The sequence below is a fragment of the Arthrobacter sp. P4_F11 genome (genome assembly GCF_056401395.1).
The window spans coordinates 1-17,586 of sequence record NZ_JBFUJK010000017.1 but is presented as its reverse complement, the minus strand read 5'-3'; the positions used below and the strand labels follow the sequence as shown (position 1 = coordinate 17,586).

Below are 17,586 nucleotides of genomic sequence, written 5' to 3'. Positions count from 1 at the left end.
CCGTGGACAGCCCCGCGGACAGCAAGATCTGGGCGGACTACAACGCCGCCCAGGCAACCCGCGGGGTGCGCACGCTGTGCCTCGAGGCCATGGCCTTCGCAGGCCCGGGGAACGGCCGCCGCGCCATAGATCTCGGCTGTGGCGCGGGCAAGGAAACACTCGCGCTGCTCGACGGCGGCTGGCGGGTCCTCGCCGTCGATTCACAGCCGGACACCCGGGACCAGCTGCTCGCAACTGTGCCCGCGGCCCTCGCCGAACAGTTGGACGTCGAGCTAAGCCCGTTCGAGGACCTTCCGCCGCTCCCGGAGGCGGGGCTCATCCTGGCCAGCTATTCGCTACCCTTCGTCCACCCCGAAAACTTCGCCCGACTTTGGCGGATGCTGCTGGGGGCGCTGGGCCCTTCCGGCGTCATTGCCGTGAATCTGTTCGGCGAACGGGACTCCTGGGCCGCCATTCCCGAATGGAACTTCCACACCGAAGCCCAGGCCAGAGCCTTGTTCGAGGGACTGGATATCCTTACGTTCGAGACCTACGACGCCGACGGCCAATCCTTCCGCGGTCCCAAGCACTGGCACATTTTCGACGTCGTCGCCCGGAAGAACTGACGACGGAGCCCGCTCAGATCTTGGCCCGCTCAGATCCTGGCCCGAGTCGTCACGCAGGCATGCTTTCCAGCCCGGGTCGCTTACTCATCCGCGGTTTTCCATAGGATTCCCGATGGCGTAGGGGCCAAAGTGTGCCCGGCGTGACGCACCAACCGGTCCGCCACGGCGGCACGTGTCGTCTGGTTCGATTTCGACTGGCGTCGTAGGCCAGACTGTTGCCGTGAGCAACTCTCCCCGTGCAGGCCTGGCCGTCGCCGGCCTCAGCCTCGGCACGTCGCTGAACCCGTTGAATTCGTCGATGATCGCCGTCGCCCTGGTGGTGCTGCGCGAGGACTTCGGGCTCGATGTCGCCACGGTCACCTGGGTGATCACGGCGTTCTACCTCACCTCCGCGGCCGGCCAGCCGCTGATGGGCCGGCTCGCGGACCGCTTCGGCCCGCGGCGGCTGTTCCTGCTGGGCATGGCCCTGGTGGCAGTGACCTGCGCACTGGCTCCCTTTGCGCCGAACTTTGCGCTGCTCTGCGTAGCGCGCGCCTTCATGGCCCTCGGCACCGCGACGGCGTACCCGAGCGCCGTCGTCATGGTCGCCGCGCTGGCGCGGGAGGCGAACGTGAAGTCCACCCGGCCGCTGGGCCGGATCCAGATGGCGAACACCTCGGCGGCCGCCGTCGGGCCAGTGGTGGGTGGCCTGCTGGTGAGCCTGGTGGGCTGGCAGGCGCTGTTCCTGATCAACGTCCCGCTCTCGCTGCTGGCGATCCTCGTAGTCCGGCGCTTTGCCCCGGCCGACGGTGCCCGGGAACGCGGCCGGGTGTCGGAACTGGTGCGCGACTCGGACCTGCCCGGGATTGGGGCCTTCATCGGTGCCCTGGTGCTGGTGATGATGGCGATGCTGAATGTGCTGCCCGACTACCGGTGGTGGCTGCTGGGCGGCGGCCTGCTCCTTGCTGCGCTGTTCGCGTGGCGGGAGCTGCGGTTCAGCCCGCCCTTCCTGGACCTGCGGCTGCTGGGCCGAAACCGGCCGCTGCTGCTGGTGTATCTGGGCTTCGCACTGTTCAACGGCGTCTACTACTTCGCGTTCTTCGGGCTGCCGCAGCTGCTGCAGACCGCCGGTGGCTACAACCCCGGCGTCGTGGGCCTGCTGATGCTGCCGCTCGCCGCGATCTCGGTGGTCGGGACGCCGTTCGCGGTCCGCGCGATCGACCGTTTCGGCGTGCGGCGGGTGCTGATCACCGGCGTCGTGCTGCTCCTCGGCGCGTCTGCGGCGATGTGGCTGCTGACGGTGTCCCTCGCCGTCCCGCTGGTGCTCGCGCTGACCGCCCTGCTGGGTGTGCCGTACTGCGTGGTCGCCATTTCCTCAAGCCAGGGCATGTACGTGTCCACCCGGCCGGAAGAGCGCGGGGTGGCCGCCGGGATCTTCCAGACCTGCCGCTACCTCGGCGCGATCACGGCGACCGTGCTGATCGGCATCTTCTATGGGACCGGCGTGACGCAGGCGAACTGGGGACTGATGGTGTTCGTGATGCTGGGGCTGGGCGCGGTGGTGCTTGTGGTGTCGCTGCGGTGGCGGGAGCGGCGGGCCTGAGGTCCGGCGCTGCGGGAGCGCGAGCCGTTGATGTGCCATGGCCGGAGTGGAAGACTTGGGCTGCGGTCTCATCCACTTTAAGGAGTTGGAAATGGCTGACGGGACTGGATTGATCAAGCGGTTCTACACAGAGGTGATTGGGGACGGAAATCTCGCCCTCATTGATGAACTGGTCAGTGATGACTTCGTCGATCATGACCCCCTACCCGGACAATCGCCCGCCAAGGACGGCGTCGGGTACTTCGTCAACACGATGCGGGCGGCATTCCCGGATCTCAAGGCCAAGACCACCGAACCGGCGCTGGTAGATGGAAATCTCGAAGCGCAATACGTGGTCCTGACCGGAACGCATCAGGGAGAACTGATGGGCGTCGCGCCCACCGGTCGGAGCGTCGAATTCAGCGGCGTCGACATCATCCGCGTCGACGGCGGCAAAGTCGTCGAGCACTGGGGGGCCACGGACACTATGACCCTCATGCAGCAGATCGGAGCCGTATCGAAGTAACGCGCAGCAATTTTTCGCGGCTGGGGCCACTCCGCGCGGAAGGGAGATCTATGTTGAAGCGGGCCACCTTCCCTACCACAGCCAGGCCAGTGGGTTTAGACTGGCCACCCATGGGACCCTTGAACTGCTCGTACTGGTCGGTTCGGTCGGTCCGGGTAGGGGCCTCCGTGTACAAACGGAAGGACGACTGTGGAGTCTGAGGACAACAAAGCGCTCGTGCGGCGCTTCTACGCAGAGATCGACGCCGGGAACATCGATGCGATGGACGATCTGGTCGCTGAGGACTATCTTGACCACAACCCGCCATTTCCCGGACTTCCGGCCGGACGGGAAGGCCTGAAACAGGCCTTCCGCATATTCTGGAAGGCGACGCCAGGGCGGCACGAGATCGAAGACCAGATCGCCGAAGCGGACAAGGTGGTGACGAGGTTAACGGCCTACGGTCGACACGAGGGTGAGCTCCCCGGACCCCTGCCTCCCACCGGTGCCGACCTGCGGGAAACCGGAGTGGCCATCCACCGAGTCGAAAATGGAAAGATCGCCGAGCATTGGTCAGACCGGGACGACCTCGGGCTGATGCGGCAGTTCGGCGTGATCCAGTTACCCGGGGACTGACCCGGCATCCACGTACTGTTCATGGCTGCCGGCACCGCCCGCGTCCTGTCATCGGCCAGCGCGATGATCGTAGCTCATACGGAAGGCGGCCTGGTTCCTGGACAGCGACGGCAACATCATCAACATCTCGCAGCGCGCGTAGGCCGGCGTCTGGCTCCGATCAACGGCGCAAAGCATCGCCGGGGGCAACGAAGCCGAAGGGACCGGCCCCCGTTTTCAAAGCGGGGGCCGGCTTTCGCGTGGTTAGCAGAACGCTGGCGCCTGCAAATCAGTGAATCAGCCCTTGGACTCGTACGCCTTGGGGAGCTTCAGGCCGCGCTCGTCCAGAACGGTGCGGAGGCGGGTGGGGTAGTCACTGATAATGCCGTCCACGCCGAGGTCCATCAGCCGTGTCATGTCCACCGTGGTGTTGACGGTCCAGGGGATGACCGGCAGGCCGAGCTCGTGGGCTTCCTTGATCATGCCCGGGGTGACGGAGCTGAAGGTGGGCGAGATGACGTCGTAGCCCTGGGCTGCCGCGGCTTTGGCGAGCGAGCCGCCGTAGGTGTCGATGTCGATGCCGCCGAGGTTGGGGCTGGCGCCGGGCTTGCCGACCTCGAGCCAGGCGTCGCCGCTGGACAGGGCGACGAGCGGCAGCTGCGGGGCGATCTTCTTGGTCAGGTTCAGCGACGACCAGTCGAACGACTGCACGGTGCTGCGCTCGGCCATGCCGGCGGTGTAGATCTCCGTGACCACGGCCTTGGTCAGGGCCACCATGCCCTCGCCGCCGGACCGCCCGTCCTCCACCTTGGTCTCGATGTTGAAGCGGACCTTCTTGGCGTCGGCGTCGCGCACCAGCTGGAAGACGTCTTTGAGCTCGGCGATCCGGTTGCCCTCGATCACGTCCTGCTCCGGGAACCCCTTGAGCTGGGTGAACCCGCAGTCCAGGGTCTTGATCTGCGCGAGCGACAGGTCGGCGACCCGGTCACCGACGTAGGGGTACTGCGCGTCGCCGGGAGTCGCCGGCGCGGTGTCGCGGCACTTGTCCGCCTGGATGGTGTCGTCATGCCAGACGATCACCTTGCCGTCGGTGGTCAGGTGGGTGTCCAGCTCCAGCGTGGACACGCCGAGCTTCAGCGAGTTGGCGAACGCGGCCAGCGATTCCTCGGTCCACTCGCCGCGGCCTCCGCGGTGGGCCTGCAGGTCAAAGGAGCCGTTGCTCTCGTTGGTCTTGATTGCCGTTGTTGCCTCTGCGGCGGCCGTTCCAGCAGCGTTCGACGACGGCGAGCCGGCTTCGGGGTTTGAAGCGGCGACGGCGGGGCTCGCCAGCGAGGCGATGAGCGCGGCGGCGGCCACGGCAGTCAGGGGTGTGCGCATGGTGATGGTTCCTCCCGGGTGACGTTACCGGCGTCGTGCCGGCGACCCGACCACCGTAGGGAGGTGAGATGGACTGTTGTGTGCGGGGAGCTGGACCGGGGGTGAACACGAGGAAACCGAGCCGGGTGACGGGCCTGGAGACGCGAAATACCGTTCGTGTGCCGGACGGATCATCACCCTGCAGGAACTCCGCAGCGGCTCAGGCTTCCTTAGGTGCCGCAACCCAGGACCGCCTGCAATTTCTCGAACGACTCGGTCCATCCGTTGCGGTGCAGTTCGAGGCGTTCGTCCGTCAGGAACGGTCCCTGCGAGAGCACCAGGCGCGTGCCTGTGCCGGTACTCCCGAGTGAAAGGTCGACGACGGTCTCCCGGTCGTCCGGCGCCGGTTCCTCCCAGCGGAAGGTGTACACCAGTCGCCAAGGGGGATCGATCTCCAGGAACTCGCCTGAGAGGTGGAACGGTTCGCCGTCCGGTGGCGTCATCCTGAATCGGTAGCGGCCGCCTTCGGCGAGGTTGAGTTCGGCTGAAGGGATGATGAAGCCGTGCGGACCCCACCACTTCACCAGTTCGGCCGGTTCCGTCAGCATCCTGAAGATTTCTTCCGGGGGAGCGGCGAGCGTGCACTCCAGGTTCAGGACCAGGCCGCCAGTTTGCTCGTTCCCAGTTGCCTCATTAACGGACTCCGCATTCATCCTTCCACTCTGGCATTGTGCGGCCACCGGCGGAAGTGCGCTTTGCAGCTCCCTGTTCGAAGAGCGTCCCTTCAGCCCAATGCCAGTCACCCCTGTTTCCGCAAGACCGAATCGGTCCATAATGGCCACATAACTTCGGGGACCCCTCACGCTGGTGATGGGTGGCGCGGCGTTGAAGAGTCCCAGGTGGCTGTCCCCGGTTCGGCGCAGGGGCGGTCACGGGCTCCGGACAGGTATTCCGGGGACTGAAACCGGGGGGAGCATCGCCATCGCTGCGGTCATCAACGCACTGAAGGGGAATCATCATGTTCAAGGATTCAAACATCATCGCTGTCCTCCCCGCGAGGGACATTAACAGGGCGAAGGAGTACTACAGGGACAAGCTGGGAATCGAACCCTCCGAATCCATGGAGGAGGGCAGTGTGATGTACAACTGCGGCCAGGGAACCCGCTTCCTCGTTTACCAGACAGAGAATGCCGGGACCGCGAAGAACACCCAGATCGGCTGGGAAACGGACAATCTCGAACGCGAGATGGAAGAACTGCGGGGCCGCGGCGTCGTCTTTGAAGACTACGATTTTCCCGGCCTGAAGACGGAGAACGGCGTCGCCACCGCATCCTGGGGGAAGGCAGCCTGGTTCCTGGACAGCGAGGGGAACATCTTCAACATCTCCCAGCGCGCGTAGGCCGGAGACTGGCCCCGGTCAACGACGCAAAGCATCGTTGCCGCCGGCCACTAAGCCGGAGAGAACCGGCTCCCGCAACCAAAGCGGGAGCCGGTTTCAGCGTGGCTACCAGCGCTGGACAAGGCAAAGAGCGCGGTCAGAACGGCAGGGTACGCAAGCCGCTACGCGCACGCTAGTTCGTGTGCGGTTCCCCCGGACGCCGGTGCCGGTGGTGCAGCTCGTAGCTGTCGAACACATCGGAAGAGGTGGCTCCGGAATGGCCGAATTTGCCCCGGAGGACCTCCGCGAGTCCGTCCAGCGCCGCGTGGAGCATCCGTCCGGCGAACTGCAGTTCAGGGTTCTCGCTGCGCTGGGCCTGGGATGCCAGATCCTGGGCGTAGGCCACCGTGGCGGGCAAGGACCCGCGCTGCTCAATTTCACGGAAGTAGTAGGTTTCATGGAACGCAAGCAGGTCGATGCTCACCGTAGCCACGTTTCCGGCAATTGCCTCCAAGAGGCCGGCAGCGTGACTGGGATCCATGGCCGATACACCTGCCGGACCTGCAGCCTCCCTGAACAGGTTCAGCTGGTGGGCAAGGGCCCGGCGTCGGTTCAGGGCAGGGAAAGTCTGCAGGATCCAAGTCACCGTTGCTGTCAGCAGGCCGAATCCGGTGACGGCCTCGAGGGCGACAACCAGCCGGAGCAGTGGTTGCGTTGCCACGATATCGCCAAACCCCACGGTGGAAAGAGTGACCAGGGAGATGTAGAGGGCTTCGGCGAAGTCGGCCCGCAGGGGAACTCCGGCTCCGTAAACAAAGCCGTCCGTCAGATGGGGCAGGTATAGCAGAGCCCAGCCGATGGCCGCCAAGCCTGCCCAGGCACCAATGACAGCGGCCATCGCCAAGGGTGCTGCGATGAAGGAGCCCCGGCCCCGCAGTTTTCTCGATACAAGCCAGAATCCGCGCATGATCGCCCGGCCCAGGGGACCGGAACCGTGCGGATAAAGCAGCGTACGAAAGACGTCAACGAGCATCAGCAGAACCAGCCCGGCCCCCACAACCGTCCAGAGCGTGTCCTCGAAGTCCATGCCTCATCTTAGAGGCGGCACTATTTGGGGAGCAGCCGCACGGTCCGGGCAACGGGCCCGCAGGATTGCCCCCGGTGGGCGGATTCCCCAGTTGCTCGAAGATCCCCCGAGGCCGATTGCGAGCACTTTGGGTGCCTGGCGTGCGACCATCAAAGTGCCGCAGCCCGTGGGTGTGCCGGCTGTATCGGTTAGCGCGCGCAGAGTGGGCCGGAACGACGTCAAGGGGGAGCGTTGTGATGAGGGGATCTCGGCCGAATGAAAGTTCGCTGCCGCGCTGGGCCAGAACCGCCGTCGTCGCCTATTTGTCGGTGGTGGTTGCCGTTGTTGTCGCCGCGCTGCTTGCCGCAGGCTTCGAACTGGCCCTGGATGCCAGGTTCAAGGAAGGCCTGCTGCTCGTCATGGTGGTTCTGACACTGCCCGTTTCGGTTGGCTATTTCATCATCGGCACTTTCGGCTCGGGCGGTGAATTGAGCCTGATTACAGTCCTCTACTATTCGGGATACGTCCTACTTGCGGTGGTCAACGCGGGTGTCTTCCGAAGGATTGTCCTCAGCACCCGGAAGCGCGCACGGGTCCCGGTCGCCGGCATGCCCGGCGCCTCGCCTCATTACCTGGACGTGAAACTGCGCGGGGTGGCCCCGGACGCCAGAAAGCTCTGGTGGACCGTGCCGCTGGCGGTCGTGCTGAGTCTTCCGCAGTGGATGGTGGCGAGTTTTGCCTGGTGCGGGATCAGCGGCTGCAGTGGCGGAGGTTTCGGCGTGGCCACCGGCACCGAATGGGTCGCGGTGATCCTGAGTGTCGTTAACGGCGTCATCCTGGCGGTGGCCGTGTTCGCAGTGCGCTGGCTGTATCCCACCAGGAAGCGTGCCCTCATTGCATTGGCGGCCGGGACGCTGTTCGGCCTGGTGGGCGCCGCTGTCACCCACGGGTAGTGCCCGGGGTCAGCTCGGCGTGCAGTGTCATTTCTATACGGGTGCGGTCCACCCGCTGGCGCGGGGGTTAGGAGGCGGCAAGGTGCCGCGTTGTCTCTCGTATGGGTGGTGGCTGGCCTTGGTGCCTGGCTGGCAGCCCTTCTGGGAGACCGGGACCCATCGTGAGGTTTGGTCCCGCCGGTGTTATGTCGGTTCCGTCCTGTGGTGGGTGTGGACGCCAGTAAGCTGCACGGCATTGATCGGATCGGGATCCTGAGTAGCATTGCAGGCACTTCCAAGCTGAGGAGCGTCATGGACAGGATCGATGAAACGACCGCGCCGGCCACCCTCGTGCAGGGCAGGGCGTACAAACTTGCAGCCGACGAGGGGACCGCCCTGTGGTTCACGAATGCATTGGTCTTGGTTAAGGCAGGTGGCCCGGAGACGAAGCAGCGGCTGACCATTACGGAGATTCTGCATCCGGCTGGCTACGCGCCACCGATGCACCGGCATCTGGTTGAGGATGAATCCTTCTACATTATTTCGGGCACGGCTCTGTTCGAGAGCGACGGACAGCGCTTCACCGTGCAAAAGGGCGATTTCGTCTTTCTTCCCCAAGGTTCCACCCACACATTTCTTGCCGGGCCCGAAGAGTCCTTTCGCTCCCTCGTGATCACGGTCCCGGCGGGCTTTGAAACCTTCGCCGCCGAGGTAGGAGAGCCGGCAGCGCGCAGGGAACTGCCGGACCCCAAACCCATCGACGGCGCGGCACTAACCGCGATCGCTGCACGCCACAACATCGAGATCGTCGGGCCGCCACTCACTACCTGACAATGGCGAGATTGTCCCCGGCCTTGATTTCGACAACGACATCCCGACAACTGGCTTATGCCGCCAGCCCGCTCTGGACCTCCGCTGCATGCTGCGGAGCCCGGGTGGCGGCCAGCCGCTTCGCCAGGTATTTGGCGTCCCGGCACACGCCCGGGAGGGTTTCCGATGCCGCTGAGAAGATGAGATCCTTCCCCAGCAGGTACAGGCCCGGCAGGGCATCCACGATCCCGCGGTGCTGCTGCTCCCGCCAGTCCGCGGGCAGTGCCGGGATGTCCAGCCACGGGTAGGCCTCGGTGAAGCCTGTGCACCAGATGACGTTTGCCACAGGAATGCGCTGCCCGCCGTCGAGTATTACTTCGCCGTCCTGGACTCCGGTGACCCGTGGCACCAGGTGGACGCCGGCGGCGCCCAGCTCCGCGAGCTTGGTGCGGATCAACGGCGGCGCCTTGCCCGCCATCTTGGGCAGCACCTTGCGTCCGACCGGCGTGTTGGTGTTCAGCACGTGCATCCCGGCGAAGCGGACCACCGGGAGAAAGAAGCGGGCCGCGGTCCGGCCGTGCCGGAACGGAATCTCGGCACTCGGCCTGCCGGCCAGCCAGGTTTCATGCGTGCGGCTGGTCTCCAGGGCAATCTCCGCCCCGGAGTTCCCCACCCCCACCACCAGGACGGGACCGGGCTTGAGCTGTGCAAGGTTCTTGTAGCTGTGGGAGTGGAGCTGCACGACGTCGGACGACAGTTCCGCCGCAAAGCCCGGCGTCTTGGGCAGCTGACAGGCGCCGGTGGCGAGGACAACGTTCGCCGCCGTCCAGTGCTGCGTCCCGGCCGTGACATGGAACCGCTGCCCGTCGTGGCTCAGCCGGGTGACGGCCGTGTTGGGCCGGACCGGCAGGTGGAACCGGGAGGCATAGTCCTCCAGATAGTCCGCCTGCTCGTCCTTGGTGGGGAAGGCGAGGCGGTCGCCGGGGAAGGGCCGGCCGGGCAGACCGTTGTACTTTGCGGGGGTGAACAGGCGCAGCGAGTCCCAGCGGCTCCGCCACGCGTCGCCAACCCGTGTGCCGGCGTCGAGAATGACAAAGTTCCGGTGCTGCTGCGCCAAGTAGTAGCCCAGCGCCAGGCCGGACTGTCCGGCACCGATGATGACGGTGTCGACGGCGGCAGTACCGACGGCGCCGTGGGTGTCAGTTGCTGGGGTGGTGTTCATGGTGGTGCCTCCTTGGTGCTGCATGTGCAGTTGGGTGCTTATGAACGCTCTGGAAGCGCAGGTACCAGCAGGGCCTTGAGCAGCATGGGCAGGTAGCCCACCGCGAAGATACCGATGGAATCCATTCCTGCGAGCACTGAAACGTTCATGCCATTAACGCTATTTTTCGTCGCGTCGCGGCGAATCGGGCGAATCACCCATTTCCCGTCTGCCGTGGGAGAAATCCGGCGTGCGGGAAATGGGTAATTTTATGCAGGGAGGGAGGTCGGGCGAGTCCGTGCTGGTAGGCGTAGGCCGTGACCGCGGCCCGGGAGGTCAGGCCCAACTTGGTGAAGATATTGCTCAGGTGCCGGGCCACCGTTTTTTCGCTGATGAACAGTTCGGCAGCGATGTTCCGGTTGCTCAGTCCGGCGGAGACGAGCTGGACCACCTCGGTTTCACGGGCGGTGAGCGGCCCGGCGTCGGCGGCGTGATGAGCGTCGTTCCCGGTGGGTGGCGCCGGGGCGATCCGCGCGTCCGGCGCAGCGGGCGCCGACTGCTCAAGCTCCGATAGCGCCGGCGCGGCGCCCAGCTCGGAGAATACTGCCCGGGCTGCCTCACGCTCCAGCTGGGCGGACTCCTCATCGCCGAGCGCGGTGTACAGCCCGGCCATGAGGGCGCGGCAGCGGGCCGCTTCGAACGGTGCATCGAGGCTGAGCCAGCGCGACCACGCGCGGCGGACCAGGACCAAGGCAGCCGCGGGGTCGCCCTCGTGGAACAGGACAGAGGCCACCGACTGCTCGGCGAGGGCGTGCAGCATGGGCTTGTCGATCGAGGCGCACAGCGAGGCCAGCTCCTCCATGGCGGTGCGTGCTGCCAGAGTGTCGCCTGCTGCCACTTCGATCTCCACCCGGGCGGCGAGCATCCCGCGCCGGTAGTCGGGGGCGGCACCGTCCATGGCCTGCCGGAGCAGGGATTGGGCCTGGTCAGGCCTGCCTTGGGCCAGGCGTAGGAGCGCCAGCCCGGGCTGCGGCGGGAAACCCGTCTCCTGGGCGTGCAGGTAGGAGGCCTCGGCGGCGTCGAAGTCCCCCCGGAGCCGGTGGATTTCGCCCTGTTCGTAGAAGCCGCCGTAGGTGGCCATATGGTCGCCGTGGAAGGCGAGGTCCTGCGCGGTTTTGGCAGCGTCGATCGCCTCGGTCCAGGCACCGTGCAGCCGGTACAGCTCGGCCCGGTGCATCTGGCACTGGCCGCTGAAGGCCACCACGTTCTGTTGCGAGTCACACCACCTGTCCAGCGCCCGCGTCCACTCGTGGGCGCGGCGCAGGTCAAAGGCCAGATGGCAGGTTTCGATCATTGCGCAGTAGATGATCCCGGCGGGGATGGGGGAGATTTCCCCGACGGTGACGGCGACCATGGCTTCGTCAAGCAGGGCCAAACCGCCGTCGAACTCGCCCAGCAAGATCTTTGCCTGCCCGAGGCCCAGCGTACCGAGGGCTGCCGAGTCAGCGTCGCCGCGTGCCCGTCCGAGGTGGGCGGCCCGGGTGAAGGCTTCCGCGGCGGTGGCGCCGTTGCCTTGGTAGAGAGCGTCCAGCCCGGCAGGGATCGACAGCAGGCCCTCGCAGGGGCAGGGCTCGGGCAGGTCGTCGACGATCCGGTGGGCGCGGGCGAGCCAGCCGGCGCTGCGGGCCGGTTCGCCCAGCAGGATGAGGTTCATCCCGGTCCAGGCAGCGCAGCGGACGGCGGAGGGGTAGTCGCCGTCGGCGAGGTACTTCAGGTGCGCCCGGGCCAGGATGTCCACTCCCTCGGAGCCGCGGCCGGTGAGGATGACGGAGGTGGCCAGCTGTTCCAGGTCGCTGGCCGGAAGTTCGGCGTCGTGGTCGGCAGAGGTGTACTGCCCGACGGCGTCCGTCCAGCGCCGTTCGGCGTAGGCTTCCCGGCTGTGTGCGAGTGTAGACATCGCATCTCCCCGTTCCCGGTGGCGGGTCTGAGCCTGGGGGCCGGCACTCTCGGAACCGGTGGTGGGAGGCCTGCCCGTCATCTGTTTTTCAGGCTACCGCCGGGGTTAAGGGGCGGCAAGGTGCGGGGACCGGTCGGGTGATGCAGGTGCCCTCGGGCTCCAAGCCCGGTGAGGTCATCGCGGCCATGGGCCCGGTGGCGAATTCTCAGGGCATACTGCTGGCCGTGATCGTGGAGCCATAAATCCGCCGCGCTTCCATAGAGGATCGGGAGGACAATTGTGCGTAGTGAACCAGGTCCAGGCGTTCAGCCAGGGCCTTCAACGGGAGAGCTGACATGGATGATTTCGTCGCTTACCTTGATACTTCGGAGGTCCGCTCCGGCAAACTTGAGGAACTCAAGACAGCCATGGCAGAACTCGCCGCGTTCGTTGAACAGAATGAGCCTCGGATCATCTCCTACAGCGTCTGTTTCTCAGAGGACGGCTCCACCATGAGTGTCCTCCATTTCCATCCTGATCTGGCCTCGTTGGAATTCCACATGAAAGTGGCGGGGCCTAAGTTCCCGCCAGTTGCCCCGCTTATCAAGATGAAGACGATCGAAATCTTCGGCCGCCCAAGCGAGGACCTCGTGGCGCAACTTCGAGAGAAGGCACAGCTCCTCGGCACCGGATCCGTCATTGTCCGTGATGTTCACGCCGGCTTCGCCCGTTTTACCCGCGGCCAGCTTTCTTTGCCGTAAGCCGGTTCCTGACCGGACATATCAGGAATCTCAATTCCAAGGTTCTCTCGGTGAACTCCACACCACTGTTCGCGGGAACCGGCCACAGGGTGGCCAGTGCAAGGACCGGCATCAGCGAGACGCCACTCCGGGCTGAGCGCAAGGACCTCGTTGGGGGCCGGCATATGACCTTTCAACCGGATGCCATGCACCCTGTTTCACCAGAGCCAAATCGGTCCATAATGGCCACATAACTTCGGGGACCCCTCACGCTGGTGATGGGTGGCGCGGCGTTGAAGAGTCCCAGGTGGTTGCCCCCTGCTCGGTGCCGGTGGTGCATCTCGTAGCTGTCGAACACATCGGAAGATGTGGCTCCGGAATGGCCGAATTTGCCTCGGAGGACCTCCGCGAGTCCGTCCAGCGCCGCGTGGAGCATCCGTCCGGCGAACTGCAAGCCAGAATCCGCGCATGATCGCCCGGCCCAGAGGACCGGAACCGTGCGGATAAAGCAGCGTACGAAAGACGTCGACGAGCAGCAACAGAACCAGCCCGGCCCCCACAACCGTCCAGAGTGTGGCCTCGAAGTCCATGCGTCATCATAGAGGCGGCACTCTTTGGGGAGCAGCCCCACCGTCCGGGCAACGGGCCCGCAGGATAGCCCCCGACAGGCGGCCCGGCATCTGGCCGCTTCAATCTATACACGGAAACCCCGCCAGTACTTTTTTGGCTGGCGGGGTTTCCTTGCGATCGCGGTGGTCGTAGTCGGACGAAATGACTCGCTATTTAGCCACGGCGGCAGTCGGAACGGACGTTCGGGAGAACGTTGTGTAGCCCGGCTTGGATCCAGTCACCTTGACGGTGAGGGTCTTCGCTACGTCTGTTGTGGTGGGTTTGTATGTAGCAGCATTGGCGCCGGTGACAGCTACGCCCGATCGGTACCACTGGTATCGGAGCGTGACTGGTGCTGGTCCCCAAACGCCGGAGTTAGCGGTGAGGGTGGACCCCACCTTGGCGGTCCCGGTGACGGTTGGCGTGGCCCTGACCAGTGATCCCTTGACCACCGCAGCCGTGGCGGCGGAGGTTCGGGAGAACGTAGTAAAGCCCGTCTTGGACCCGGTGACCTTGACTGTGAGGATTGCTCCCAGGTCCTCCGGCACGGGGGTGTATGTGGCGGAGGTGGCGCCGGTGATCGCGCCGCCGGAGCGGTACCACTGATACCGGAGCGCAACCGGGGCGGGACCCCACGCTCCGGGGACGGCCGCGAGGGTGGTCCCGACAGCGGGAACTCCCGTGATCGTGGGGGTGGACCGGGTCAGCGAACCCTTGGCTACTGCCGCCGTCGGGGCAGACGTCTTCGAGACCGTGCTGTAGCCGGACAGGGACCCGGTCACTTTGACGCTGAGGGTGGCCGCAACGTCAGCGACGGTGGGGGTGTAAGTGACCGCACTTGCGCCCGGGATGAGCACACCGGCGCGGTACCACTGGTAGCTGACCGATGCAGGCGACGGAGCCCAGATGCCCGCCTTCGCAGTGAGAGTCTGGCCGATCTGGGGCGTTCCGGCGATCGTCGGTGCCGGGGCTGCAAAGGAGCCCTTGGCAATCTGTGCCGTCGGTGCCGATTTCTTGGTCACGGGCAAGTAGCCGGCTTTGGAACCGGTGACGCCTACGGTGACGGTACTCCCCGCGTCAGCGGGGATCACGGTGTAGCTGGCTGCGTTGGCGCCGGCGATGGCGGCTCCCGAGCGGAACCACTGGTATCCGAGGGCGACCGGGGAAGGTCCCCAACTGCCGGCGGTGGCCGAAAGCGTGGACCCGACTTGTCCGGCGCCGGAAATGGTCGGAGTGGATGCGGCCAGAAGACCCTTGAACGTCAATGTCCAGGAGGAGGCGGCATCGGGGGCCAGCGCATAGCCTGCCCGCGCCTTCGCGGTGACTGTTACTGTGCCCGTTCCGGGGTACGTGCCTGCGGACGTAACCTTGCCGTTGACGAGATAGTCGACGCCGGACGTCGCCGGGATCGTGTAGGTGTCACCCGCGGTGCCGTCCTTCTCAGTAAAAGTTGCTGCCGCCGGCGACACCACAGTCGGAGGTGCTTCGTCGATGACCGTGACGGTTTTCAGTGTCTGGAAGAAGCTGGAGCCATTGCCCCAAGTGTCACGCAGTGGGTAAAGCACCACCTCCCACTGTCCGGTTGCGGCGCCCTGCGGGATGGTAATGGTGTGCTTCCAGATGCCGTCCTGCATCGTCCCGGAGACCAGTGTCATGCCGCCAAAGCCCTGGCTTTGGCCACCCCCATAGACCCAGCCCCACGGGTCAGGGTCGACCCAGTTGGCAATCATGGTCGGCGATTGCACAGCTGTGGCGTCGACCAAGTGAATGGTGACGTTGATCGTTGCCGGACCCTTGTAAAGATTGAGGTTTGTCCACGTGACCGACTGGCTTGCGAGCACGGGACCTGACATGTCGGATGCCTGTGCCGGGGCGGCGACTGTGGCACCGATTGTTGTAAACATGGTCACTAAGACCATCAAAGTCATCAAAGGCCGAACGCGATTGAAGACGCGCATGAGAACCCCCATAGTGTTGCCTGTAAGAAGGCTGAGTGATGCCTGACAGAACCGCAGACACGTGAATCATACACATGAACCTTCAAGTGTCGAGCCTTGGTGCCGTCGCGGGTTCCAGCCGAGCTTCACGAACGCGAAGGCGAAGGCCTGGTGCATCTCGTCGGCGAGGGTACGCACCGGCAGTGGGACGCTCGTTGCGGCAGAGGTCCATCATCAGGACTTGGTGCACCGAACGGCGGGTGCGGACGGCTGAGTGTGGCCATCAACACCCGCCCCACTCCCTACTTGGTTACGTGAACGACAACGGCGTTGCTAAGGGGCTGCTTAGCGCCCGGGTTATCGATTCCGGTGACTGTCCAGTTGCTTAGCAAGAGGACTGTTTTGCCTGTATCGGCGTTATAGATGATGTTCTCGAACCCCAAGGCCGCCAAGTCGTCGTCGAGTGCCTGAGCATTCATGCCTTCAACTGCGGCCGGAATTACGGCTGTCTCGGCCGGAGCGGGAGCGGCAGGTACGGCAGCTGTCACAGTTGCCGTTACAGTCGCCGTGGCAGTTTCCGTTACAGTCACGGTCTCGGTGACGGTCGGAGCAGCTTTAGGCGTATTTGCTCCCGCGCATCCTGATAGTGCAAGACACAGCAAGGCCGTCAGGGCCAGTTCTTTCTTCATTATTCCCATTTTCATTTGTTCTGGATTTAGTAGCCCATCGGCTGGGCTTGATCGATTCGGAGCGCTAGAGGCCCGTCTGGCTCACTCCGTACTCAGCCTGCGCCGGGCTGAAGCCCTCGAAGATCAGTTGGTCTTTCAGTCCGGCACGGGAGAAGGACTGATATTCGAGGTAACTCTTGGCGGACTTGGCTGCCTGCTCGTTCCAGTCGACTGTCACGCGGTCAACGGCCCAGGTCGCATCCGGTGCCGAATACTTCTCGAACTCCAGCTGCTTGATCAGGCCCGTGCGTGAGAAGGCTTGGTAATCGAGGTAGTCACCAGCGGTCCGCAGAGCGTTTTGCTGACTGGTCGTCCCAGCTTCAGCGGCAGCCTTAGCAGCAGCGTCAGCCTCTGCCTTCGCCGCCTTAGCAGCAGCGTCAGCGTCAGCCTTGGCTTTAGCGTCAGCCTCGGCCTTCGCCGCCTTAGCAGCAGCGTCAGCGTCAGCCTCGGCCTTCGCCGCCTTAGCAGCAGCGTCAGCGTCAGCCTTGGCCTTAGCGTCAGCCTCAGCCTTGGCGACGGCGGGATCCTGCGTTGCGGTCGCCGTCGGGGTAGCAGTAGCAGCGGCAGTAGCGTCATTTACGGCGGAAGCGGGTGAGGCGGACGATGTGGCAGCTCCGGCGCGGCCGGCATTGATGATGATGCTCAGGAGGATGAAGGCAGCGGTGACGATCAGGGCAATTTTCTTGTGCTTGGCGTAGCCCTCCAGCGGAAGACCTTGCTTATCGCGGGTTTTGTTCGCCAGTACGAGGATGAGATCGACCAGGGCCCAGATGCCCAGGCCGCCGAAGGTGACCAGCTTGAGGATACCGGTTCCGACTTTGCCCAGATAGAAACGGTCCACGCCGAAAACGCCGAGGAGGAGCGAGAACAGCCATGTCACGACGAAAGACTTATTGCTCTGTTTTGCCTGTCCATATCCGTAAGCCGGGGGATAGGGGGCGAGGTTCGGGGGTTGGCTCATGAGAGTCCTTTCATAGGACACCTGACCGACGTGCGATGCGAGCGTGCGGAGTGGGTGCGGTGATGGACGCACATAGGGGGAGCCCGGCCTGGAACGCGGGTCGCAGAGGGAGTGCATCACGCCAGCCAACAGTCACAAGCATGTTCGCTTCCCCCAATAGCGTCGCGGGCGTATACCCGCATAACGGATGTTACATTGCATCCGAGCAATCGAATGCAAACACATCGGAAAGTGTCATCTCGGTTGTTTCAGAAAAGTGCCAGCGTTCAGCAAATTGGTCGGCCAGTCGGCGTTCCGCGGCGGAGAGTCGTCCTGAATGGGAAGTCTCAGCAGTTCGGGGTCAGGCTTCTGCTGGATGAACGCGCAACCTCGTGCAGTTGCTCCTCAGAAGGAACCGACAGCTGATATGAGTTGAGTCTGTCCTTCACAAACACCTCCGGAGATGTCAGGACGGGATGTATCAGATTCCTTTGAGGACCTGAGGTTGATCCGCGGGATCCTCCCGACACCTTCGGAGGTGTTTGTTATGTCTGTTCAGGGCGTGGTGACCGGTGAATCACCCGTTGTTGTTGCTGTCGACGTTGGCAAGAGGACGGTCGCGTTGTCGGTCACCGATGCCGCCCGGCACCGCCTGTTGGGTCCGGTG

General features: G+C 64.6%; 16 protein-coding genes. 8 read left to right on the top strand and 8 right to left on the bottom strand.

The features are described 5' to 3' along the window. The first annotated feature begins 2 nt into the window (after nucleotides 1-2). The 4 genes from AC1DRO_RS17405 to AC1DRO_RS17390 all read left to right on the top strand — a co-directional run bounded on the left by AC1DRO_RS17405 (nucleotide 3) and on the right by AC1DRO_RS17390 (nucleotide 3,307). Entirely contained in the window at nucleotides 3-605 is a 603-nt protein-coding gene (locus AC1DRO_RS17405; protein WP_476951805.1) for a class I SAM-dependent methyltransferase, read from the top strand. A 220-nt stretch (nucleotides 606-825) separates the two neighbouring features. Further along, nucleotides 826-2,187: an MFS transporter gene (locus tag AC1DRO_RS17400; protein ID WP_476951804.1), complete on the top strand. Its 1,362-nt coding sequence runs from the start codon at nucleotides 826-828 to the stop codon at nucleotides 2,185-2,187. 91 nt (nucleotides 2,188-2,278) lie between these two features. Further along, a complete protein-coding gene (locus AC1DRO_RS17395; protein ID WP_028277458.1) occupies nucleotides 2,279-2,692 on the top strand; it encodes an ester cyclase in 414 nt (137 codons plus the stop codon). Nucleotides 2,693-2,881: 189 nt separating this feature from the next. After that, nucleotides 2,882-3,307 carry an ester cyclase gene (locus AC1DRO_RS17390; RefSeq protein WP_476951803.1) on the top strand — a complete coding sequence of 142 codons (426 nt, stop codon included), beginning with the start codon at nucleotides 2,882-2,884 and terminating at the stop codon, nucleotides 3,305-3,307. A 276-nt stretch (nucleotides 3,308-3,583) separates the two neighbouring features. Here AC1DRO_RS17390 and AC1DRO_RS17385 read toward each other — a convergent pair whose 3' ends face one another. Next, nucleotides 3,584-4,663, bottom strand: a complete 1,080-nt coding sequence (locus AC1DRO_RS17385) for a glycerophosphodiester phosphodiesterase family protein (protein ID WP_476951802.1) — start codon at nucleotides 4,661-4,663, stop codon at nucleotides 3,584-3,586. A 209-nt stretch (nucleotides 4,664-4,872) separates the two neighbouring features. Beyond that, nucleotides 4,873-5,355: an SRPBCC family protein gene (locus AC1DRO_RS17380; protein ID WP_476951801.1), complete on the bottom strand. Its 483-nt coding sequence runs from the start codon at nucleotides 5,353-5,355 to the stop codon at nucleotides 4,873-4,875. A 305-nt stretch (nucleotides 5,356-5,660) separates the two neighbouring features. Between AC1DRO_RS17380 and AC1DRO_RS17375 the strand changes: the two genes are divergently transcribed. Continuing rightward, nucleotides 5,661-6,041 carry a VOC family protein gene (locus tag AC1DRO_RS17375; protein WP_476951800.1) on the top strand — a complete coding sequence of 127 codons (381 nt, stop codon included), beginning with the start codon at nucleotides 5,661-5,663 and terminating at the stop codon, nucleotides 6,039-6,041. Between the two features lie 172 nt (nucleotides 6,042-6,213). Here AC1DRO_RS17375 and AC1DRO_RS17370 read toward each other — a convergent pair whose 3' ends face one another. After that, a complete protein-coding gene (locus AC1DRO_RS17370) occupies nucleotides 6,214-7,107 on the bottom strand; it encodes a potassium channel family protein (protein WP_476951799.1) in 894 nt (297 codons plus the stop codon). A 236-nt stretch (nucleotides 7,108-7,343) separates the two neighbouring features. On the opposite strand from AC1DRO_RS17370, the gene AC1DRO_RS17365 reads away from it, so the two are divergent. Both AC1DRO_RS17365 and AC1DRO_RS17360 read left to right on the top strand, forming a co-directional pair. Then, on the top strand, nucleotides 7,344-8,039 hold the full coding sequence (locus AC1DRO_RS17365) for a hypothetical protein (protein ID WP_476951798.1): 696 nt from the start codon (nucleotides 7,344-7,346) through the stop codon (nucleotides 8,037-8,039). Nucleotides 8,040-8,330: 291 nt separating this feature from the next. Further along, nucleotides 8,331-8,849 (top strand): cupin domain-containing protein, encoded by a 519-nt coding sequence (locus AC1DRO_RS17360; protein WP_476951797.1) that lies wholly within the window; start codon nucleotides 8,331-8,333, stop codon nucleotides 8,847-8,849. A gap of 55 nt (nucleotides 8,850-8,904) precedes the next feature. On the opposite strand, the gene AC1DRO_RS17355 is transcribed toward AC1DRO_RS17360, so the two are convergent. Next, a complete protein-coding gene (locus AC1DRO_RS17355) occupies nucleotides 8,905-10,050 on the bottom strand; it encodes a flavin-containing monooxygenase (protein WP_476951796.1) in 1,146 nt (381 codons plus the stop codon). A 193-nt stretch (nucleotides 10,051-10,243) separates the two neighbouring features. Then, nucleotides 10,244-11,986, bottom strand: a complete 1,743-nt coding sequence (locus AC1DRO_RS17350; protein ID WP_476951795.1) for a helix-turn-helix transcriptional regulator — start codon at nucleotides 11,984-11,986, stop codon at nucleotides 10,244-10,246. Nucleotides 11,987-12,321: 335 nt separating this feature from the next. On the opposite strand from AC1DRO_RS17350, the gene AC1DRO_RS17345 reads away from it, so the two are divergent. Further along, nucleotides 12,322-12,726 (top strand): hypothetical protein, encoded by a 405-nt coding sequence (locus AC1DRO_RS17345; protein ID WP_476951794.1) that lies wholly within the window; start codon nucleotides 12,322-12,324, stop codon nucleotides 12,724-12,726. Between the two features lie 758 nt (nucleotides 12,727-13,484). Here the strand turns inward: AC1DRO_RS17345 and AC1DRO_RS17340 are convergent. The 3 genes from AC1DRO_RS17340 to AC1DRO_RS17330 all read right to left on the bottom strand — a co-directional run bounded on the left by AC1DRO_RS17340 (nucleotide 13,485) and on the right by AC1DRO_RS17330 (nucleotide 16,940). After that, nucleotides 13,485-15,218, bottom strand: coding sequence for a hypothetical protein (locus AC1DRO_RS17340; RefSeq protein WP_476951793.1), 1,734 nt, complete (start codon nucleotides 15,216-15,218; stop codon nucleotides 13,485-13,487). Nucleotides 15,219-15,553: 335 nt separating this feature from the next. Then, the gene (locus AC1DRO_RS17335; RefSeq protein WP_476951792.1) at nucleotides 15,554-15,940 is read right to left on the bottom strand and encodes a hypothetical protein; all 387 of its coding nucleotides are present in this window, start codon (nucleotides 15,938-15,940) and stop codon (nucleotides 15,554-15,556) included. Nucleotides 15,941-16,004: 64 nt separating this feature from the next. Further along, a complete protein-coding gene (locus tag AC1DRO_RS17330; protein WP_476951791.1) occupies nucleotides 16,005-16,940 on the bottom strand; it encodes an Ltp family lipoprotein in 936 nt (311 codons plus the stop codon). Nucleotides 16,941-17,586 lie beyond the last annotated feature (646 nt).